Here is a 20,658-nt window from a genome sequence, read left to right on the forward strand (position 1 = left end):
CTTGCGCTCGCTTGGGTAACGACGACAAAGATTTCTTTTAGCCTTGCGAGATATCCCCATGACTCATCGTATTGTCATCGTTGGCGGCGGCGCCGGCGGTCTGGAGTTGGCTACCCGTCTGGGTAAGACTCTGGGCAAGCGCGGCACGGCCAGTGTGATGCTGGTCGACGCGAACCTGACCCACATCTGGAAACCGTTGTTGCACGAAGTGGCGGCCGGCTCCCTGAACTCTTCCGAAGACGAACTCAACTATGTCGCCCAGGCCAAATGGAACCACTTCGAGTTCCAGCTGGGGCGCATGAGCGGGCTCGATCGCGCGCGCAAGAAAATCCAGCTGGCTGCCACCTATGACGAAGCCGGCCTGGAACTGGTGCCAGCCCGCGAAGTGCCTTACGACTCGCTGGTGATCTCAGTCGGCAGCACCACCAACGATTTCGGCACCCAGGGCGCGGCGCAACACTGCCTGTTCCTCGACACTCGCAAACAGGCCGAGCGTTTCCACCAGCAACTGCTCAATCACTACTTGCGTGCTCACGCAGGGCAAACCGACGCGGTCGAACAAATCAGCGTGGCCATCGTCGGTGCCGGTGCCACCGGGGTCGAGCTGGCCGCCGAGCTGCACAACGCCGCCCATGAACTGGCGGCCTATGGCCTGGACCGGATCAAACCGGAAAACATGCACATCACCCTGATCGAAGCCGGGCAACGGGTATTGCCTGCCCTGCCCGAGCGTATCGGTGGACCGGTGCATAAAACCCTGGAGAAACTCGGGGTCAACGTCATGACCAATGCCGCTGTCAGCGAAGTGACGGCAGACAGCCTGATCACCGCCGATGGCAACGTGATCAAGGCCAGCCTGAAAGTCTGGGCCGCAGGGATTCGCGCACCGGGTTTCCTCAAGGACATCGATGGCCTGGAAACCAACCGCATCAATCAGCTGCAAGTGCTGCCGACCCTGCAAACCACCCGTGACGAGAACATCTTCGCGTTCGGTGACTGCGCCGCCTGCCCGCAACCGGGCAGCGACCGCAATGTGCCGCCACGTGCCCAGGCCGCTCACCAACAGGCTTCATTGCTGGCCAAATCGTTGAAACTGCGCATCGAAGGCAAGGCGTTGCCGGAGTACAAGTACACCGACTACGGCTCGCTGATCTCGCTGTCGCGTTTTTCGGCTGTGGGTAACTTGATGGGCAACCTCACCGGCAGTGTGATGCTCGAAGGCTGGCTCGCGCGGATGTTCTACGTGTCGCTGTACCGCATGCACCAGATGGCGCTGTACGGGCCGTTTCGCACGGCGATGCTGATGCTCGGCAGCAAGATCGGGCGTGGTACTGAGCCACGGCTCAAGCTGCACTGATGTAAACCTGTGGGAGCGAGCTTGCTCGCGATGGCGTCCTTTCTGTCGATATCAATGTCGCCTGATACACCGTCATCGCGAGCAAGCTCACTCCCACAGGGTTTTGCGGCACGCCCAGTATTTTCGAAAGCAAAAAAAATCCCCGTATCTTTCGATACGAGGATTTTTAATATGGTCGGGGTAAGGGGATTCGAACTCCTGACATCCTGCTCCCAAAGCAGGCGCGCTACCGGACTGCGCTATACCCCGGTAAAAAAAGGCACCTTTGAAAGGCGCCTTCTGCGAACAGAGCTTTTGGCGTCTGATCTTAAGATTCGATTCCAGCGCTAGCTGGTTTCAAAAATGGTGGGTCGTGTGGGATTCGAACCTACGACCAATTGGTTAAAAGCCAACTGCTCTACCAACTGAGCTAACGACCCAAATATGGTCGGGGTAAGGGGATTCGAACTCCTGACATCCTGCTCCCAAAGCAGGCGCGCTACCGGACTGCGCTATACCCCGGTTTGAAATTGGCTCCGTGACCAGGACTCGAACCTGGGACCCAATGATTAACAGTCATTTGCTCTACCGACTGAGCTATCACGGAACTACACATTTCAATTTACAACTTTGAAGCTTTACAGCGTTCTCTTCAACCCGTTCGCATCGCTGCGTTCGTGTGTCTGAGGCGCGCTATTCTACAATCTTCAGCACCTCTGTCAACCCCCTAAATTGCTTTCAAGTTAATGATTTGCAACTTATTTTGGATTCCTGCTTGGGGAGCGGAAACCCTGGCGGGTGACTTACTGCGGGGCGCACTTTACAAGCCTTTTCCTTTGAGTTCAACAGCCTAACGAAAAAAAGGCCTCGCAATGCGAACAATGCTGTTCTTGTGGGAGCGAGCTTGCTCGCGATGGACTCAATGACACCGCGCTCATCCAGGAAGTACGCGTTATCGTTAACGACCATCGCGAGCAAGCTCGCTCCCACAGAGGATCAGACGAAGACGATTTCGTCGTTTTCCACCACACCGTGAGCGGTATCGCCCGGCATGAATCGACCGGACAGGATCAACTGCGCCAGCGGGTTCTCGATCCAGCGCTGGATCGCGCGCTTGAGCGGTCGAGCACCATATACCGGGTCGTATCCGACCGCGATCAGCTTGTCCATGGCCTCAGGGCTGAGTTCAAGCTTCAGCTCCCGCTCGGTCAGACGGCTACGCAGACGACCCAACTGGATCTCGGTAATGCCGGCGATCTGATCCCGCGCCAATGGCTCGAAGATCACCACTTCGTCGACCCGGTTGATGAACTCCGGCCGGAAGTGGCTGGAAATTGCATCCATCACCGCTGCACGCTGGGCCTCACGATCACCGACCAGCTCCTGGATCTGCACCGAGCCCAGGTTGGACGTCATGACAATCACGGTGTTCTTGAAATCCACCGTACGGCCATGACTGTCGGTCAGACGCCCGTCTTCGAGCACTTGCAGCAAGATGTTGAACACATCCGGATGCGCCTTCTCGACCTCGTCCAGCAAGATCACCGAGTAAGGCTTGCGACGCACCGCCTCGGTCAGATAACCGCCCTCCTCGTAGCCTACATAGCCTGGAGGAGCACCAATCAGGCGAGCCACGGAATGTTTCTCCATGAACTCGGACATGTCGATCCGCACCATTGCCTCTTCAGTATCGAAGAGGAATTCGGCCAGCGCCTTGCACAGCTCGGTTTTACCGACACCGGTCGGGCCGAGGAACATGAACGAGCCGCTCGGGCGATTCGGGTCGGACAACCCGGCACGCGAACGCCGCACCGCATTGGAAACCGCCACGACCGCTTCGTCCTGGCCGATCACACGCTGGTGCAACAGGCTTTCCATCTTCATCAGTTTTTCGCGCTCGCCTTCGAGCATTTTCGACACCGGAATACCGGTCCACTTCGACACGACTTCGGCGATCTCTTCTTCGGTCACCTTGCTGCGCAGCAACTGGTTTTCAGGTTTGCCATGCTGGTCGACCATTTGCAGGCTGCGCTCCAGGTCCGGGATCACCCCGTACTGCAACTCCGCCATACGGTTCAGGTCGCCCTTACGGCGGGCCGCTTCCAGCTCCTGACGGGACTGCTCGATTTTCTGCTGGATCTGCGCCGAACCCTGGACTTCGGCTTTTTCCGAGTTCCAGATTTCTTCGAGATCCGAGTACTCACGCTCATGACGAGCGATTTCTTCCTGCAGTTTTTCCAGACGCTTCTTCGCCGCGTCGTCGCTTTCTTTCTTCAGCGCCTGGGATTCCACCTTAAGTTGAATCAGGCGACGCTCCAGACGGTCCAGCACTTCCGGTTTGGAGTCGATCTCCATGCGGATGCGGCTGGCGGCTTCGTCGATCAGGTCGATTGCCTTGTCCGGTAGCTGCCGGTCAGTGATGTAACGATGGCTGAGCTTGGCCGCGGCAATGATCGCGCCGTCGGTGATCGCCACCTTGTGGTGAACCTCATAACGCTCCTTGAGGCCACGCAGGATGGCGATGGTGTCTTCTTCGCTCGGCTCGTCCACCAGCACTTTCTGGAAGCGTCGCTCGAGAGCGGCGTCCTTCTCTATGTATTGGCGGTATTCGTTGAGCGTGGTGGCACCCACGCAGTGCAGTTCACCGCGGGCCAGGGCCGGCTTGAGCATATTGCCCGCATCCATCGAGCCTTCGGCCTTACCGGCGCCGACCATGGTATGCAGTTCGTCGATGAACAGGATGATCTGCCCTTCCTGCTTCGACAGCTCGTTGAGCAACGCCTTGAGCCGTTCTTCGAACTCACCGCGATACTTGGCACCGGCAATCAACGCCCCCATGTCCAGGGACAACAGGCGCTTGCCCTTGAGGCCATCCGGCACTTCGCCATTGATGATGCGCTGGGCCAGGCCTTCGGCGATGGCGGTTTTACCCACGCCAGGCTCACCGATCAGCACCGGGTTGTTCTTCGTGCGGCGTTGCAGCACCTGGATGGTCCGGCGAATCTCGTCGTCACGGCCAATCACCGGATCCAGCTTGCCGTCTTCGGCGCGCTTGGTCAGGTCGATGGTGTATTTATCCAGTGCCTGTCGCGCTTCTTCGTGGTTAGGGTCGTTGACGGCCTCACCACCGCGCAGGTTGTTGATCGCATTTTCCAGGGCTTTCTTGCTCACGCCCTGGCCGAGCAACAGTTTGCCGAGCTTGCTGTTCTCGTCCATGGCGGCGAGCAGTACCAGCTCGCTGGAGATGAACTGGTCACCTTTCTGTTGGGCCAGACGATCGGCCTGATTGAGCAGGCGTGCCAGATCTTGCGACATGTTCACGTCGCCGGTCGGATTCTGGATTTTCGGTAGCTGGTCGAGCTCTTTGGTCAGCTCTTTACGCAGGCTGTTGACGTCGAAGCCCACCTGCATCAACAGGGGCTTGATCGAGCCGCCCTGCTGCTCGAGCAAGGCTTGCATCAAGTGCGCCGGTTCAATGGCCGGATGATCGTGGCCGACAGCCAGGGATTGGGCATCGGACAACGCTAACTGCAATTTGCTGGTTAAACGGTCTATACGCATGGGTCACCTTCCTTTTGAGCAGGCCGGACCTATAAAACATCCTGAATGAAGAAACCTGCCAGATACCGCAATAGATGTGGTCGATTCTGGGAGTTTCAAGCGTCGTGACGTTGATGCAGGTCAGACAAGTCTAGCGTTCGAGCCAAACCAAGGAGGCAAATCGACCGGTGCGAGGACTGCGGCGGTAAGAAAAGAAGCGTGGGTCGGTAACGGTGCAGAAACCGCCACCATAGACGGCAGTGATGCCACGAGCAGCCAGACGCAGACGTGCCAGCATATAGATGTCGGCCATGAACTTGCCGGGGTTATGGCTCGGCACAAAGGCCTCTGCCGCTTGCGGCAACTGCTGCACAAAGGTTTCGCGCACTTCCGGACCGACTTCAAAGGCTTGCGGGCCAATGGCCGGGCCGAGCCAGACCAGCACCTCGTCGGGAGGTACGGCCAGACTGTCGAGGGTCGCTTCCAGCACACCCGCCGCCAGCCCGCGCCAACCGGCATGGGCTGCCGCGACACGCGTCCCGGCACGGTCGCAAAACAGCGCGGGCAGGCAATCCGCAGTCATCGCTGCGCAGGCGACGCCCGGCGTTGATGTCCAACTGGCATCGGCAGTGTCTACCCGGGCCGGATCGGCATGGACCACGACAATGCCGTGAACCTGCTGCAGCCAGGCCGGTTGAATGGAGAAATGATCGGTAAGACGACGGCGATTCTCGGCAACCGCTTCAGGGTTGTCGTCGACGTGATCGCCGAGGTTGAGGCTGTCGAACGGCGCCACACTGACGCCGCCCGCACGGGTGGTCACACAGGCTTTGACCCTAGCCGGCGCGGGCCAGTCAGGAATCAGCCAGTCACTCATCCGATGAACGCCTCGCGGTCTTGCTTGAGCAGGGTCAGCAGCCAGACGAAATCTTCCGGCAACGGCGATTCCCAGCTCATGCGCTTACCGGTGGTCGGATGATCCAGTTCCAGGAAACGCGCATGCAGCGCCTGACGCGGGAAGTTTTTCAGGGATTCGACCATGGTTGGGTTGGCGGCCGGTGGAATCCGGAAACGACCACCGTAGGCAGGATCTCCGACCAACGGGTAGTTGATGTGCGCCATGTGCACGCGAATCTGGTGCGTACGACCGGTTTCCAGCTTCACCCGCACGTGAGTGTGGGAGCGGAAGCGCTCAAGCACGCGGTAATGGCTGACGGCTTGCTTGCCACCTTCCATCACGGCCATGCGCTGGCGCTGCTGGCCGTGACGACCGATCGGCGCGTTGATCTTGCCGCCAGCGGTCACCACACCAATCACGATGCATTCGTAGATCCGGCTGACGCTACGGCTCTGCAACTGTGTAACCAGCTGCGTCTGCGCTTGAATGGTCTTGGCCACCACCATCAGACCGGTGGTGTCCTTGTCCAGGCGATGCACAATACCGGCGCGGGGCACATTGATGATGTCCGGCACGTGGTGCAGCAAGGCGTTGAGCAAGGTGCCGTCGGCGTGACCGGCAGCCGGGTGCACCACCAGACCCGCAGGCTTGTTGATCACCAGGATGTCGTCGTCTTCGTAGACGATGTCCAGGGCAATGTCTTGAGCGACCCATTCGCCCTGAGCTTCCTGCTCGGCAGTCAGCTCAAGGATGGCGCCACCGTGAACGATGTCTCGCGGGCGGATAACCGCCCCATCCACAGTCAGGCGGCCGTCTTTGATCCAGGCGGAAAGGCGCGAGCGCGAGTGCTCAGCGAATAGTTGTGCGGCGACTTGATCGAGGCGTTGGCCGCCCAATTCGGACGGCACCTCTGCGCGAAGTTCAATTTTATCGGACATGCTCAGACTAGGCGTCGGCACAGCCTTTGGTTTCGGCTGCGCGCTTGTGGTTAAATACGGCGTCTTTTGCCCCGAGGCTATTCAACGGGGCGCTCATCATAACAGGACGGCCACGCCCAAGACAGCGGCCGTCATAGGGACGCAAGCCGCCATGCAAGTGAAACACCTGCTGCTGATCGCCATCCTCGCATTGACCGCTGCTTGCTCATCGAAGGAAGTCGTAGACGAAAACCTCAGTGAAGTCGAGCTGTACCAACAGGCTCAAAAAGACCTGGACAACAGTAGCTACACCAGTGCCATCGCCAAGCTGAAGGCTCTGGAATCGCGTTATCCGTTCGGTCGCTATGCCGACCAGGCGCAACTCGAGCTCATCTACGCCAACTACAAGAATACCGAGCCAGAAGCGGCCAAGTCCGCTGCTGAGCGCTTCATTCGCCTGCACCCACAGCATCCGAACGTCGATTATGCCTACTACCTCAAGGGCCTGACTTCTTTCGACCAGGACGTCGGCCTGCTGTCGCGTTTCCTGCCGCTGGACATGACCAAGCGTGACCCGGGCGCCGCCCGCGACTCCTATAACGAGTTCGCCCAGCTGACCAGCCGCTTCCCGAACAGCCGCTACTCGCCAGACGCCAAGCAGCGCATGATTTATCTGCGCAACCTGCTGGCGGCCTACGAAATTCACGTGGCCGACTATTACCTGACCCGTCAAGCCTATGTCGCCGCCGCGAACCGCGGTCGTTACGTAGTGGAAAACTTCCAGGAAACCCCTTCGGTCGGCGACGGCCTGGCGGTGATGACCGAGTCCTACCAGCGCCTGCACCTGGACGAACTGGCGGCCACCAGCCTGGAAACCCTGAAGCTCAACTACCCGAACCACCCGACGCTGGTGGACGGTCAATTCGTACCGACCGTGGCCGAAGCCGACAACCGTTCGTGGCTGAGCAAGGCGACCCTGGGCCTGATCGAGTCCCGTCCGCCGCTGCCACCGGGCGAAACCCGCGCCAACCAGGACGTACAGAGGCAGTTCCAGGACGCCAAGGACGCGATCCCGAGCGAGCTCAAGCCTAAAGACGGCAATGGCGACGCGATCGAAGAAGAAGATCACGAAGCGCAAGGCAACAACAGCGACCGCTCGTGGTTCAGCTACATGACCTTCGGCGTGTTCGACTGATACCTCGGGTTGTACAAAAAGGGAGACTTTCGAGTCTCCCTTTTTTATTTCAGCGATTTATTACACTGTGCGCCTGACAGGTCCTTGGCTAAACTGCCGGACCATCATTCGAAAAGCAGCTCACCATGCTTCGTTTATTGTTCTGGATTGCCCTGATTGCCGCTGCAGTATGGTTCTGGCGCAAACTCAAGGGGCAGGCTTCCACCCCCAAGCCCCCTGCCGAACGGGAAGCGGCGCCCATGGTCCGTTGCGCCCATTGTGGCGTTCACCTGCCGCGCGACCGCGCACTGAGACTGGACCAGCAATGGTATTGCAGCCAGGCTCATCTCGAGCAAGACAAAGGTTCCAGAGGCCGCTGACACCTCACCCGAAATGACGGCCGATTGAGAACTATCGCGCGCCCCCAAGGAACTGAAAGGCATCGATCGACGTCTGACTCAGATTATTCAAGATCACTCTCTGCGAATGAACCGGGTATTCGAAAACGTCCTGCACTTGCTGTGCCGCGAGCAACTGTCGCCGCTAAGGTTTGACCTGAAATTACTGGAAATACTCGATAACGAAGCCCCAGCCCCCCATATCAGGGGCCTGGGGCTTTATCCGTCCGGCCAGCCGGGCGAAAGCACTCTGTCCCGCCTAGACTTCAAGAGACGCCAGGAAAGCGGCTGCTTTTGCATTACCTATGCTCACGGACGGAACCCACGTTGAACACGAGACCACGACAAAAAGTCTTGATCGTCGATGATGAACCGGACGTTCGCGAACTCCTGGAAATCACCCTGGGAAGGATGAAACTGGAGACGTTCAACGCCCGCAACGTCGGCGAAGCGCAATCCCTGCTAAATCGCGAAACCTTCGATCTATGCCTGACCGACATGCAGTTGTCGGATGGTACCGGCCTGGAGTTGGTGCAGCACATCCAGCTACACCACCCTCAGGTCCAGGTGGCGATGATCACCGCCTATGACAGTCTCGAAAACGCGATCAATGTGCTCAAGGCCGGGGCATTCGACTTCCTGACCAAACCGGTGGACCTTGCGCGTCTGCGTGAACTGGTCACCAGCGCCCTGCTGGTTCCTGCCCGCGGGGTCGGTATCGATCGTCGCTTACTGGGTGACTCATTGCCCATGCGCAACCTGCGCAAACACATCACCAAACTGGCCAGCAGCCATGCGACGGTATACATCAGCGGAGAGTCCGGCAGCGGCAAGGAGCTGGTCGCGCGCCTGATCCACGATCAAAGCCCCCGCGCCAATCAGCCGTTCATTGCGATCAACTGCGCGGCGATTCCTTCGGAGCTGCTGGAGAGCGAGTTTTTCGGTCATCGCAAAGGCAGTTTCAGCGGCGCCATCGAAGACAAACCCGGCCTGTTCCAGACAGCTCACGGTGGCACCCTGCTCCTCGACGAAGTGGCCGACCTGCCGCTGGCCATGCAAGTTAAACTGCTGCGTGCGATTCAGGAGAAAGCCGTACGCAGCGTCGGCAGGCAGCAGGAAGAGGCGGTAGATGTACGCATTCTCTGCGCCACGCACAAGGATCTTGGCGCCGAAGTCGCCGCCGGACGATTTCGTCATGATCTTTACTACCGTTTGAACGTGATCGAACTCCGGGTGCCGCCTTTGCGCGAGCGCCGCGATGATATCGAAATGCTAGCCAGCCACATACTCAAGCGCCTGGCTGCCGATACCGGTCAACCTGCAGCCAGACTCCACCCCCAAGCCCTCGATGCGCTGAAAAGCTATCGCTTCCCGGGCAATGTGCGGGAACTGGAAAACATGCTCGAACGGGCGCACACCTTGTGTGAGAACAAACAGATCGAAGCCGGTGACCTGCGCCTGGCTGAAGGCAACCGTGGGGCTGAGGGTGGCGTGCCGGACCTGACCCGGATCGACAATCTGGAAGCCTATCTGGAAAACGTCGAACGCCAACTGCTGCTCCAGGCCCTGGAGGAAACCCGCTGGAACCGCACGGCGGCAGCTCAACGGTTGAATCTGTCATTCAGGTCGATGCGCTACCGGCTCAAGAAGTTGGGACTGGATTGAGACCCCATCGCGAGCAGGTTCGCGATGGCGATCTGACAAATAACAACTGTCCAGCAGTCAGAGCCGCCCTGCAGGCGCATAAGGCGTCGGATCGATAATCGGCGTACGACCCAGCATCACATCGGCAAACAACTGACATGACGCTGGCGCCAACACTAGTCCGTTACGGTAATGCCCACAGTTGAGCCAGAGCCCGTCAAACCCCGGTACCGGGCCGATGTAAGGAATGCCCTCGGGTGATCCAGGGCGCAATCCGGCCCAGTGCCCCACCACTTCGGCATCAGCCAGCGCCGGGATCAACTCCACCGCGGACGCCTTCAGGCTTTCCAGCGCCGACCCGGTCGGCGTCTTGTCATAGCCCTCATGCTCCAGCGTACTGCCGATCAGTATGTGCCCGTCGCGCCGGGGAATCGCATAACGGCCCTTGGCCAGGACCATGCTCGGCAGGAAATCCGCCGCACACTTGTAGAGAATCATCTGCCCTTTCACAGGCTCGACCGGTAGCGTCAGATCAAGAAGCTTGAGCAGATCACCGCTCCAGGCCCCCGCCGTCAGGACAACTTGATCGCCCGAGACAGTACCTGTGGAGGTCTGCACGCCGACCACTTTGTTGCCGTCACGAACAAACCCGTTGACTTCGCACTGCTCATGGATCGTCACGTTCGGCAGCGCCAGCAACGCGGCCTTGAGTGACTTCACCAGACGCGGATTACGCACGTTGGCGACGTCGGCCATATAGATCGCCCGGGAAAAACCACTGCCCAGAACCGGCACGGCGTCATGTGCTGCCGAAATATCCACCGCGCTAAGCGGGCGACTTTCCCGGGCGGCCCATGCCAAGGCTTCAGCCTCGTCATCCAGATCCAGCCAGTACAGACCGGTGGTGTGCACTTCAGGATCAACGCCGGTGGCGGCAAACAAGCGCTCGCCCAGCTGTGGATAAAAGTCCTGGGACCAGTGAGCCAACGCGGTGACCGCCGGGCTGTAGCGCCACGGGTAAAGCGGCGAAACGATGCCGCCACCGGCCCAGGACGACTCCTGACCAACGTTCGAGCGATCCAGCAGCACAACGCTTTGCACTTCGGAGGCGAGATTGAAGGCCGTCAGCAAGCCAATCACCCCACCGCCGACAATCACCACTTGCTGTTGCCTGGTCATGTTCTGATCCAATCGTTAAATAGACAGAGGGTGCAAAAGGCACCCGAAAAGAAACTCAGCGCCCCCAGCAGTCTTTGCTAGTCAGGCCGGATTTCGCGTTGACCATACCGAGCACACCAGTGTTGGTGATGGTCAGATCACCGCACTTGTCAGTGGCCATGCTCGAGTCAGCCTTGCGCACCGCCGTCAGCAGAAAGGTCTGGTCGGTCAGGGTCGGTGTGATGCTGTAGTAATCATTGCCAGCACTGAGCCCCGTCGCATCGGTGTAGACATTTTTCTGAGAGTAGAAGCGCTCCAGTAGTTGCGCCTGCTCCGAGAGCAGACCGGCTACTTCTGCGCGACGGCCCTTGTTCAGGTATTCGGTGAGACTCGGGGCAGCAATGGTCATGACAATCCCGATGATCGCAATCACGATCATGATTTCGATCAGGGTAAAACCGCGGTTGGAACTACGCATGCCTCAACTCTCACTTACTGTATTTGTCGCCACATGATGCGACGGCTGCCGCCGGATTTTTCCATCCCCGGCGTATCGTCGCCAGTGGAATCGTTCACGGCCCCGCCATTGTCGCCGGCGTCCTGGTTTGAATGCTCTCCGATAAAGATCACGCCATCGGAGAGCGCATCGCTGTTGTCGACCACTCCATCGTTGTTGCTGTCGAGCATCTTAACGCTGATCGTATCGGGCAGCTTCAGGCAGACGGCTTTCAATCCCTGATTACTGTGGTAAAAACCGTACCAGTTGCCATTCGCCAGACAGGTTGGCCGGTTCAGCGCTGGCGAATCCGCTGGCGTGGCTGCGTGCGCCGACATCGACAGGTCAAGCGCGACCAGGACACCGAACAGGTGTGACCATAACCTGACAGGTCGCTCAGTACTTCGCATAGATACTCTCCACCACACTGCGCGAATGACCCGCGATGCCGACTGCCGTTACCCGATACAAGGTCGCCGGGGTATTGATTGGCACATTCACCGCATTCCGGCTGACACCGATGTTTTGCACGCCATAAAAACCGTTGCCCGATGCGATCCAGGTCACTCCGGAAGTGGCGTTGAAACCGGCTGCGGTAATAGTCGAGGACTCGGACGGTGGTGCACATTGAACGAGGCCGCTACAAACAGGTAGCGCATAATTTTCCCGTTGTACTCCACTCTCGCCCACCCGCAATGCTGCCTCGGCGCTCTGAAACGACTGGTTGCGCAGGGCGACGCTACCGGCCATTTTTTCCTGCAGGGTCGCGCTCTGCATCGATGAAAGGCCAATCAGTGTCAGCAGGAGCAAGAACACCAGACTGACGAGCAATGCCATGCCGCGCTGGGTGTAATACGTCATGAAAGAACGATTCAATGGCACTCCCTCATGGCAAGCGGTTGCGCAGAGCGGCAACCACGTTGAAGGTTTGATCGCTCACCCGGTGGTTCGGATCGAAGAGGGTCAGACTCAGGCGAACGCTACGAATCAGCGCGGGGTCCGGCGGGTTGCTGCTGTAGCGGGATGCAGCCAGATCAGTGGCCGTGCTGGCCAAGCCGAAGCTCACGTCGAAAGCGCTGACGTTATCCACCAATACCTGAGATGCTGCGGCCCCGCCCTTCATGAGCAATTCGTTGTTGCTGAAGCTGTAAGTCAGACGCCGGATCGGAAATGCCTGCTGCCCTGCCGCTGGCGTCCGGCCTTCGCTGTAGGCCGTCGAATTGTCTCGACAATCGGAAAGCACGGTCCAGTCCGGTTTGTCGCCATTGCCGCCGACATCCGCCGTAACCAGCGTCAACTTGCGGCCGCCGCTGTCCCAACGAATCGGCGTTAACTGACTGGCATGGAAATCACCTTTCTTACTTGAATCGGTGATCGTTTCCAGGCAACCGAACATCCCGACCATGCGAACTTCCTGAATCATTTTGCTCAACACGAAACGTGCGTCCTCCTGCATGTTCGCGGCCGCGTTCTGGCTGAGATAAGTGTTCTTGGCCGCGATGAAAACCTGCACCACGCCCAGCACCACGATCAGGCTCAATGCCAGGGCGATCAGCAACTCGACCAGGCTAAAACCTCTGCTGCAGCGACTCACGGGATCACCACCGGATCAATGGCCGCGCGACTGCTCAGGACGAAGCTGCGCCGCGAATCGGCAGCATTCGCAGCCCGTGAGTCGTCCCAGGTAATCGTGATGGTGTACACCTGCTGATTGACGGTGACGCTACCTGTCGCGGATGCGCCGAGTGAACTGACAATGTTGGCGTTGAAGTCAAACAGGTCCTGATCCCGGGTAACGTCCGGATTGCCCGAAGCCGGAGGTGCAATGGTGTAGTCCGCAGCGGCATTGGCGCGAATGCGGTCCATCATGTCGTAAGCGATAAAACTGGCCTGACTGGTCATGCGCGCGCTGTCCGTATACTTCAGCGCATTGAGCTGAAACGCCGCTGCGCCCAGCAGCCCCACTCCCAAAATGACTAACGCCACCAGGACTTCGACCAGCGTCATGCCCTCCTGCGTGCCTTGCCTCCATGCCCTCATCCGCAACTTCCACCCAATAGAATTCGTCCGTTCAAACATACGGTCAGCGTCCTGCTTTGTGCTCCCCGCCCATAGCTGATCACCACCTCCGAGGACGGTGATGACAATCCGCCCATACTGTTGAAATCGATGGCAGTGACGCCTGAGGTTAGCGCCAGAGTTGTGCCGCTGCTCATCGCCGGAACAACCCGTAATACATTGGCCAAAGCGCCAGTACCGTCGTAAATCGTCAGTTCCCCACTCCAGACATCCCCTCCGGCCGTCGGGCGCACCCGTGTTGCATTGCCCCGATCGATGGCTTCGAGCCGGGCAAAATTCAGGGCGCGTCGCAGGTCAGCGATTTCGGTATCAGCCCTGGTTGTTTGCGTCGAGCGAGTAAACGCCGGGACGGCCATAGTCAGCAGGATCAGAAGAATCGCGAGCGCGACCAGCAACTCGATCAGTGTGAAACCTTTTGTACGAAGCTCCATCGGGTCCTTCTGTTTCCTTCGGCTATACCTGCTGTTGCGCAGCACAACGTTCGAACGATGCTGTGCGTTGCCATTTCTCGCGCACGGATTGCGCGAGCCACAGCACGCCACGGAGGGAAATGTCATGCGGCAACAAGGCTTCAGCCTGATCGAACTGCTCATGGGACTGGCAATTACAGGAATTGTTCTGCATCTGGTTACTCCGGCGTTCGCAACGCTGATCGAGTCGAACCAAAGACAGCAAGCGGCACAGGCTCTTTTCAGTGGTATTCGCACCGCCCGGACCGAAGCTATCGTCCGCAACCAGGCCGTGGTGATTCACGGCATCAATGGAGACTGGAGCCAGGGCTGGCGAATCATTCTGGATATCAGCGGCAAGGGGGACATGGACAGCAACAATCCGCTGCTGGCCGAACGCCAGAGCGGCGCACGAGTGTCGATAGTGGGGAACGGACCGGTCGGAAGCTATATACGGTTCAGAGGTCAGGGCGAGTCACTGATTGGAGGGACGCTACACGTTTGCGCTGTTCGCGAACCGGTAAGCCAACATCAAGTGGTGTTGGCCCGGACCGGTCGCGTCAGCCTGCGTAGCGACAAGGCTGAGCATCCGTTATGCGAAAAAAGGAGAAACCTCAGGTCAACGAGCGAACGCGCAGTTCTTTAGGCATCGAGAACGTGATGTTCTCCTCGCGACCGGCCAGTTCATCGGCACCGGTGGCACCCCAGGCCTGCAACTGCTGGATCACGCCGCGCACCAGGACTTCCGGGGCGGATGCGCCGGCGGTGATGCCGATACGCTCGACGCCATCGAACCAGCTCTTTTGCAGGTCTTCGGCACCGTCGATCAGGTAGGCCGGAGTGGACATGCGCTCTGCCAATTCGCGCAAGCGATTGGAGTTGGAGCTGTTCGGACTGCCGACCACCAGCACCACGTCGCACTCGTCGGCCAGTTGCTTGACCGCGTCCTGACGGTTTTGCGTGGCGTAGCAAATGTCGTCCTTGCGCGGCCCACCGATGGCCGGGAAGCGCGAACGCAGAGCGTCGATAACGCGGCTGGTATCGTCCATCGACAATGTGGTCTGGGTCACGAAGGCGAGCGTTTCAGGGTTGTTCACCTGCAAGGCCGCGACATCTTTCTCGTCTTCAACCAGGTAGATCGCGCCGCCATTGCTGGCATCGTACTGGCCCATGGTGCCCTCGACTTCCGGGTGACCGGCGTGGCCGATGAGAATGCACTCACGGCCGTCACGACTGTAGCGCGCCACTTCGATGTGGACTTTGGTCACCAGTGGGCACGTGGCATCGAACACTTTGAGCCCACGGCCAGACGCTTCGCTGCGCACAGCCTGGGAAACACCGTGGGCGCTGAAGATCACGATGACGTCGTCCGGCACCTGGTCCAGCTCTTCGACGAAGATCGCACCACGGGAGCGCAGGTCTTCGACGACAAATTTATTGTGAACCACTTCATGGCGCACGTAGATCGGCGGCCCAAAGACTTCCAGGGCGCGGTTGACGATTTCGATCGCCCGGTCCACACCGGCGCAGAAGCCACGGGGATTGGCGAGTTTGATTTGCATGCTGTGCCTCGTGTCTTGCGCGCGAAAACAATGAAAAACAAACTGTGGGAGCGAGCTTGCTCGCGATGGCGGAGTGTCAGTCAATATCAATATTGAATGTCAGGCACTCATCGCGAGCAAGCTCGCTCCCACAGGGTCAGGTGGCAACAGTAGCTGCCCCATGATGCCTTACAGCGCTTTGACGGAAATGATTTCCACGTCAAAGGTCAGTGTCTTGCCTGCCAGCGGGTGGTTGAAGTCGACGGTCACTTGCGCATCGTCGAACTCTTTAACCACACCCGGCAATTCAGTATTGGCCGCATCGTTGAAGATCACCAGCAAACCTTGCGACAGCTCCATGTCCTGGAACTGCGAACGCGGGATAACCTGCACGTTTTGCGGGTTAGGCTGGCCGAAGGCGTTTTCCGGCTCGATGCTCAGCGTACGCTTGTCACCGGCCTTGAAACCGAACAGGGCCGCTTCGAAACCTGGCAACAGGTTGCCGTCACCGACCTTGAAAGTCGCCGGGGATTTGTCGAAGGTGCTGTCCACCGTGTCGCCGTTCTCCAGGCGCAATGCGAAATGCAAGGTGACTTCCGTGTTCTGGCCGATGCGTTGCTCAACCAATACCTGTTCAGTCATGAACGGCTTCTCCGGTCTTTTTACTTTTGAACATATCCAGTGCCAGCATGACAGCGCCTACAGTGATTGCACTGTCGGCAAAGTTGAACGCCGGGAAATACCAGCGGTTCTGCCAATGCACCAGAATGAAATCGATCACATGGCCCAAGGCAATGCGGTCATACAGATTGCCCAGCGCCCCGCCGAGCACCAGTGCCAGCGCAACCGCCAGCCAGGTCTCGTTGCGCCCCAGACGCTTGAGCCAAACCACCAGCACCGCACTGACCACGACAGCGATCAATGCGAACAGCCAGCGCTGCCAGCCGGAGCTGTCAGCCAGAAAGCTGAAGGCCGCGCCAGTGTTGTAGGCCAGGGTCCAGCTGAAGTAATCGGGGATGATCACGATCTGCTGGTACATCTGGAGCTTGCCTTCGAAGTAGAGCTTGCTGGCCTGGTCGATGACCAGAACCAGCAAACTCAACCAGAGCCAGCTCAGCCGTCCGAAACGGCCAACAGCATTAGGCATAGTGACGAACCTCGCCAGCGCCGCTGATGTTATCCACGCAACGACCGCAGATTTCCGGATGTTCCGGGTTCACGCCGACGTCTTCACGGCAGTGCCAGCAACGGGCGCATTTGGCGTGGGCCGACTTGACGATCTTCAGCTTCAGGCCGCTGACTTCAGTAACGACCGCGTCCTCTGGTGCCTTCACAAACGGTGCAACGCTGGCAGTTGAGGTGATCAGCACGAAACGCAGTTCGTTGCTCAGCTTGGCCAGGTCAGCAGTCAGCGAGTCTTCGGCGAACAGCGTCACTTCGGCTTGCAGGTTGCCACCGACAGCCTTGGCTGCGCGCTGGATTTCCATCTCTTTGTTGACCGCAACCTTCACTTCCATGATGCGGTCCCAGTAGGCGCGCCCCAGCTCGAAGCCTTCCGGCAGTTCGCTCAGGCCTTCGTACCAGGTATTGAGCATGACGGACTCGTTACGCTCGCCCGGCAGGTACTGCCACAGTTCGTCGGCGGTGAACGCCAGGATCGGCGCGATCCAGCGCACCAGCGCCTCGGAGATGTGGAACAGCGCTGTCTGGCACGAACGGCGGGCCTTGCTGTCGGCGCCAGTGGTGTACTGGCGGTCCTTGATGATGTCGAGGTAGAAGCCGCCCAGCTCCTGCACGCAGAAGTTGTGGATCTTCGAGTACACGTTCCAGAAGCGGTATTCGCCGTAGTGATCTTGCAACTCGCGTTGCAGCAGCAGGGTACGGTCCACGGCCCAGCGGTCAAGTGCCAGCATTTCTTCGGCCGGCAGCAGGTCGGTGGACGGGTTGAAGCCGGTCAGGTTCGAAAGCAGGAAGCGCGCGGTGTTACGGATACGCCGGTAGGCGTCCGCACTGCGCTGCAGGATCTGCTCGGAAACCGCCATTTCGCCCGAATAGTCAGTCGAAGCGACCCACAGACGCATGATGTCGGCACCCAGGGTGTCGTTGACTTTCTGTGGCGCAATCACGTTGCCCAAAGACTTGGACATCTTGCGGCCGGACTCATCGACAGTGAAGCCGTGGGTCAGCAGCTCGCGATAGGGTGCGTGGTTGTCGATGGCGCAACCGGTCAGCAGCGACGAGTGGAACCAGCCACGGTGTTGGTCCGAGCCTTCCAGGTACAGGTCGGCGCGTGGACCGGTTTCGTGGCCCATCGGGTGCGAACCGCGCAGAACGTGCCAGTGCGTGGTGCCCGAGTCGAACCAGACATCCAGGGTGTCGCTGATCTTGTCGTACTGCGGCGCTTCATCGCCCAGCAGCTCGGCGGCGTCCAGCTTGAACCAGGCCTCGATGCCTTCGACTTCGACGCGCTTGGCGACTTCCTCCATCAGCTCCACGGTACGTGGGTGCAGCTCGCCGCTTTCCTTGTTCAGGAAGAACGGGATCGGCACGCCCCAGTTACGCTGACGGGAAATGCACCAGTCCGGACGGTTGGCGATCATCGAGTGCAGGCGCGCCTGGCCCCAGGCTGGAACGAACCGGGTCTCTTCGATGGCCTTGAGCGAACGCTGGCGCAGGGTGTCGCCGGTGGTCGGCTGCTTGTCCATGCCGATGAACCACTGCGCGGTGGCGCGGTAGATCAGCGGGGTCTTGTGGCGCCAGCAGTGCATGTAGCTGTGTTCGATGATGGTGGTGTTCAGCAGCGCACCGACTTCGGTCAGCTTGTCGACGATGGCCGGGTTGGCCTTCCAGATGAACTGGCCGCCGAAGAATTCCAGCGACGGCACGTAAACGCCGTTGCTTTGTACCGGGTTGAGGATGTCGTCGTTGACCATGCCGTACTTCTTGCAGGTCACGAAGTCGTCCACGCCGTAGGCTGGCGAAGAGTGAACCACGCCGGTGCCGGCGCCCAGTTCAACGTAGTCGGCCAGGTAAACCGGCGACAGACGGTCGTAGAACGGGTGACGGAAGTTGATCAGTTCCAGCGCTTTACCGGTGGTGGTCGCGATGACCGAACCTTCCAGCGAGTAGCGCGCCAGGCACGACTCGACCAGCTCTTCAGCCAACACCAGCAGCTTGTCGCCGACGTCGACCAAGGCGTAGTTGAATTCCGGGTGAACGTTGAGCGCTTGGTTGGCCGGGATGGTCCACGGGGTGGTGGTCCAGATCACGATCGAAGCCGGTTTGCCCAGGGTTGGCAGACCGAATGCAGCAGCCAGCCTGGCTTCGTCGGCAATCGGGAAGGCCACGTCGATGGTCGAGGACTTTTTGTTTTCGTACTCGACTTCCGCTTCAGCCAGGGCCGAACCGCAATCGAAGCACCAGTTCACAGGCTTCAAGCCCTTGAACACGAAACCGCCCTTGACGATTTCGGCGAGGGCACGGATTTCACCGGCCTCGTTCTTGAAATCCATGGTTTTGTACGGGTTGGCGAAGTCGCCCAGCACGCCCAGACGGATGAACTCGGACTTCTGGCCTTCGATCTGCTCGGTGGCGTAGGCCCGGCACAGTTCGCGGGTCTTGTCCGCGCCCAGGTTCTTGCCGTGGGTCACTTCGACTTTGTGCTCGATCGGCAGGCCGTGGCAGTCCCAGCCCGGAACATAAGGCGCGTCGAAACCCGACAGGGTCTTCGAACGGATGATCATGTCCTTGAGAATCTTGTTCAGCGCATGACCGATGTGAATCGAGCCGTTGGCGTACGGAGGGCCGTCGTGCAGGACGAACTTCGGACGATCCTTGCCAATCTCGCGCAACTTTCCGTACAGGCCAATACTGTCCCAGCGCTGCAGGATTTGCGGTTCGCGCTGTGGCAGGCCGGCCTTCATTGGGAAGGCGGTGTCCGGAAGGTTTAGCGTGGCTTTATAGTCGGTCATTTAAGGCTCTTCATTAGCGATGGGCGCTAGGTGCGGCTAGTGCACGGGCGGTGGCGACATCCGCATTGATCGCCGTTTTCAGCGCCTCCAGAGAGGCGAAACGCTGCTCTTCACGCAGCTTGTGGTGGAAAACCACCGTTAAACGCCGGTCATACAGATCGCCGGCAAAATCTAAAAGATGTATTTCGAGGTGGGCCTTGCCATCACCTTGTACCGTTGGCCGCACGCCGATGTTGGCGACGCCTGGCCAAGTCTTGCCGTCGATGTCGACGTTGACCAGGTAAACCCCGGAAAGCGGAACGCGACGGCGCTTGAGTTGTATGTTGGCCGTGGGCGTACCCAACTGGCGAGCCAGCTTCTGGCCGTGCAGCACCCGCCCGGTAATCTGGAACGGCCGACCTAGCAATCGCTCGGCCAAGGCAAAATCAGCTGCGGCCAGGGCATTGCGGACCTGAGTGCTGCTGACGCGAATACCGTCCAGTTCAACGGTTTGCGCCGCCTCGACGGTAAAGCCCTGAACGATTCCGGCTTGTTGCAGGAAATCGAAATCTCCCGCGCGGTCACAGCCGAAACGGAAATCATCCCCGACCTCCAGGTGCTGGACGCCAAGGCCATCCACCAGAATGGTATCGACGAACTCGCTGGCGCTGAGCTTGCTCAGGCGCTGGTTGAACGCCAGGCACAGCACACGATCGACGCCTTCTGCCGCCAGCAGCTGCAGCTTGTCCCGCAAGCGGGCCAGACGGGCCGGTGCGGTCTCCGGAGCGAAGAACTCTCGCGGTTGCGGCTCGAAAATCACCACGCAGCTGGGCACGCCCAACTCGAGCGCGCGCTCACGCAGCCGCGCCAGGATAGCCTGGTGGCCACGGTGTACACCGTCAAAGTTGCCAATAGTGGCGACACAGCCCCGATGCTGAGGGCGCAGATTGTGGAGGCCTCGAACCAGCTGCATAACGCGCTTCTTGCTCATAAAGTGGTCGATTATAACCACACCCGGCGGCCGACGACAGGCAACACCGCAACCCAAAGTGATCGAGCCGACAAAACCGCCGGCTCG

20 protein-coding genes and 4 tRNA genes are annotated in these 20,658 nt (G+C 59.3%); 5 read left to right on the forward strand and 19 right to left on the reverse strand.

The window, feature by feature from the left end; translation table 11 throughout:
- The first annotated feature begins 58 nt into the window (after positions 1-58).
- Entirely contained in the window at positions 59-1,357 is a 1,299-nt protein-coding gene (locus ACEN8Z_RS27630; RefSeq protein ID WP_495596280.1) for an NAD(P)/FAD-dependent oxidoreductase, read from the forward strand.
- 172 nt (positions 1,358-1,529) lie between these two features.
- Here ACEN8Z_RS27630 and ACEN8Z_RS27635 read toward each other — a convergent pair.
- The 7 genes from ACEN8Z_RS27635 to rluD form a co-directional block, all read right to left on the reverse strand.
- A tRNA-Pro gene (locus tag ACEN8Z_RS27635) sits at positions 1,530-1,606 on the reverse strand.
- Positions 1,607-1,700: 94 nt separating this feature from the next.
- Positions 1,701-1,776 (reverse strand) — tRNA-Lys (locus tag ACEN8Z_RS27640).
- Between the two features lie 5 nt (positions 1,777-1,781).
- Positions 1,782-1,858: transfer RNA gene (locus ACEN8Z_RS27645), tRNA-Pro, on the reverse strand.
- A 9-nt stretch (positions 1,859-1,867) separates the two neighbouring features.
- A tRNA-Asn gene (locus ACEN8Z_RS27650) sits at positions 1,868-1,943 on the reverse strand.
- Between the two features lie 389 nt (positions 1,944-2,332).
- Positions 2,333-4,897: an ATP-dependent chaperone ClpB gene (clpB, locus tag ACEN8Z_RS27655; RefSeq protein ID WP_495596281.1), complete on the reverse strand. Its 2,565-nt coding sequence runs from the start codon at positions 4,895-4,897 to the stop codon at positions 2,333-2,335.
- A 130-nt stretch (positions 4,898-5,027) separates the two neighbouring features.
- Complete coding sequence (gene pgeF, locus ACEN8Z_RS27660; protein WP_495596282.1) at positions 5,028-5,753, reverse strand: peptidoglycan editing factor PgeF; 726 nt, start codon at positions 5,751-5,753, stop codon at positions 5,028-5,030.
- Positions 5,750-6,712: a 23S rRNA pseudouridine(1911/1915/1917) synthase RluD gene (gene rluD / locus ACEN8Z_RS27665; RefSeq protein WP_007990414.1), complete on the reverse strand. Its 963-nt coding sequence runs from the start codon at positions 6,710-6,712 to the stop codon at positions 5,750-5,752. Before rluD ends, pgeF begins: the two co-directional genes overlap by 4 nt.
- A gap of 151 nt (positions 6,713-6,863) precedes the next feature.
- Between rluD and ACEN8Z_RS27670 the strand changes: the two genes are divergently transcribed.
- From ACEN8Z_RS27670 to ACEN8Z_RS27680, 3 genes are all read left to right on the forward strand, one after another.
- Complete coding sequence (locus ACEN8Z_RS27670) at positions 6,864-7,886, forward strand: outer membrane protein assembly factor BamD (protein ID WP_007996400.1); 1,023 nt, start codon at positions 6,864-6,866, stop codon at positions 7,884-7,886.
- Between the two features lie 125 nt (positions 7,887-8,011).
- Positions 8,012-8,245: a PP0621 family protein gene (locus ACEN8Z_RS27675; protein ID WP_495596283.1), complete on the forward strand. Its 234-nt coding sequence runs from the start codon at positions 8,012-8,014 to the stop codon at positions 8,243-8,245.
- Positions 8,246-8,590: 345 nt separating this feature from the next.
- Positions 8,591-9,928, forward strand: coding sequence for a sigma-54-dependent transcriptional regulator (locus tag ACEN8Z_RS27680; RefSeq protein WP_495596284.1), 1,338 nt, complete (start codon positions 8,591-8,593; stop codon positions 9,926-9,928).
- A 57-nt stretch (positions 9,929-9,985) separates the two neighbouring features.
- On the opposite strand, the gene thiO is transcribed toward ACEN8Z_RS27680, so the two are convergent.
- The 7 genes from thiO to ACEN8Z_RS27715 are packed head-to-tail and all read right to left on the reverse strand — an operon-like array spanning position 9,986 to position 14,071.
- Positions 9,986-11,086, reverse strand: coding sequence for a glycine oxidase ThiO (gene thiO, locus ACEN8Z_RS27685; protein WP_495596285.1), 1,101 nt, complete (start codon positions 11,084-11,086; stop codon positions 9,986-9,988).
- Between the two features lie 55 nt (positions 11,087-11,141).
- Positions 11,142-11,543, reverse strand: a complete 402-nt coding sequence (locus ACEN8Z_RS27690; RefSeq protein ID WP_116264051.1) for a type IV pilin protein — start codon at positions 11,541-11,543, stop codon at positions 11,142-11,144.
- A gap of 14 nt (positions 11,544-11,557) precedes the next feature.
- On the reverse strand, positions 11,558-11,971 hold the full coding sequence (locus ACEN8Z_RS27695; RefSeq protein ID WP_495596286.1) for a hypothetical protein: 414 nt from the start codon (positions 11,969-11,971) through the stop codon (positions 11,558-11,560).
- Positions 11,958-12,422, reverse strand: coding sequence for a pilus assembly PilX family protein (locus ACEN8Z_RS27700; protein WP_495598203.1), 465 nt, complete (start codon positions 12,420-12,422; stop codon positions 11,958-11,960). The genes ACEN8Z_RS27695 and ACEN8Z_RS27700 overlap by 14 nt, the downstream gene beginning before the upstream one ends.
- 25 nt (positions 12,423-12,447) lie before the next feature.
- On the reverse strand, positions 12,448-13,155 hold the full coding sequence (locus tag ACEN8Z_RS27705) for a PilW family protein (RefSeq protein WP_495596287.1): 708 nt from the start codon (positions 13,153-13,155) through the stop codon (positions 12,448-12,450).
- Positions 13,152-13,601 (reverse strand): type IV pilus modification protein PilV, encoded by a 450-nt coding sequence (pilV, locus tag ACEN8Z_RS27710; RefSeq protein ID WP_495596288.1) that lies wholly within the window; start codon positions 13,599-13,601, stop codon positions 13,152-13,154. Before pilV ends, ACEN8Z_RS27705 begins: the two co-directional genes overlap by 4 nt.
- Positions 13,598-14,071 (reverse strand): GspH/FimT family pseudopilin, encoded by a 474-nt coding sequence (locus ACEN8Z_RS27715; RefSeq protein WP_495596289.1) that lies wholly within the window; start codon positions 14,069-14,071, stop codon positions 13,598-13,600. Before ACEN8Z_RS27715 ends, pilV begins: the two co-directional genes overlap by 4 nt.
- Positions 14,072-14,195: 124 nt before the next feature.
- Here ACEN8Z_RS27715 and ACEN8Z_RS27720 point away from each other — a divergent pair, with 124 nt between their 5' ends.
- Positions 14,196-14,735, forward strand: a complete 540-nt coding sequence (locus tag ACEN8Z_RS27720) for a GspH/FimT family pseudopilin (RefSeq protein ID WP_495596290.1) — start codon at positions 14,196-14,198, stop codon at positions 14,733-14,735.
- Here ACEN8Z_RS27720 and ispH read toward each other — a convergent pair.
- From ispH to ribF, 5 genes are all read right to left on the reverse strand, one after another.
- Positions 14,704-15,651 carry a 4-hydroxy-3-methylbut-2-enyl diphosphate reductase gene (gene ispH / locus ACEN8Z_RS27725; RefSeq protein WP_007996419.1) on the reverse strand — a complete coding sequence of 316 codons (948 nt, stop codon included), beginning with the start codon at positions 15,649-15,651 and terminating at the stop codon, positions 14,704-14,706. The genes ACEN8Z_RS27720 and ispH overlap by 32 nt on opposite strands.
- A gap of 168 nt (positions 15,652-15,819) precedes the next feature.
- Positions 15,820-16,272: an FKBP-type peptidyl-prolyl cis-trans isomerase gene (gene fkpB, locus ACEN8Z_RS27730; protein ID WP_116264059.1), complete on the reverse strand. Its 453-nt coding sequence runs from the start codon at positions 16,270-16,272 to the stop codon at positions 15,820-15,822.
- Positions 16,265-16,777, reverse strand: a complete 513-nt coding sequence (lspA, locus tag ACEN8Z_RS27735; RefSeq protein ID WP_495596291.1) for a signal peptidase II — start codon at positions 16,775-16,777, stop codon at positions 16,265-16,267. The genes fkpB and lspA overlap by 8 nt, the downstream gene beginning before the upstream one ends.
- Complete coding sequence (ileS, locus tag ACEN8Z_RS27740; RefSeq protein ID WP_495596292.1) at positions 16,770-19,601, reverse strand: isoleucine--tRNA ligase; 2,832 nt, start codon at positions 19,599-19,601, stop codon at positions 16,770-16,772. The genes lspA and ileS overlap by 8 nt, the downstream gene beginning before the upstream one ends.
- Before the next feature lie 13 nt (positions 19,602-19,614).
- Positions 19,615-20,553, reverse strand: coding sequence for a bifunctional riboflavin kinase/FAD synthetase (gene ribF / locus ACEN8Z_RS27745; protein ID WP_007996427.1), 939 nt, complete (start codon positions 20,551-20,553; stop codon positions 19,615-19,617).
- Positions 20,554-20,658: the final 105 nt, after the last annotated feature.

This window comes from Pseudomonas sp. Pseusp10 (genome assembly GCF_059492225.1).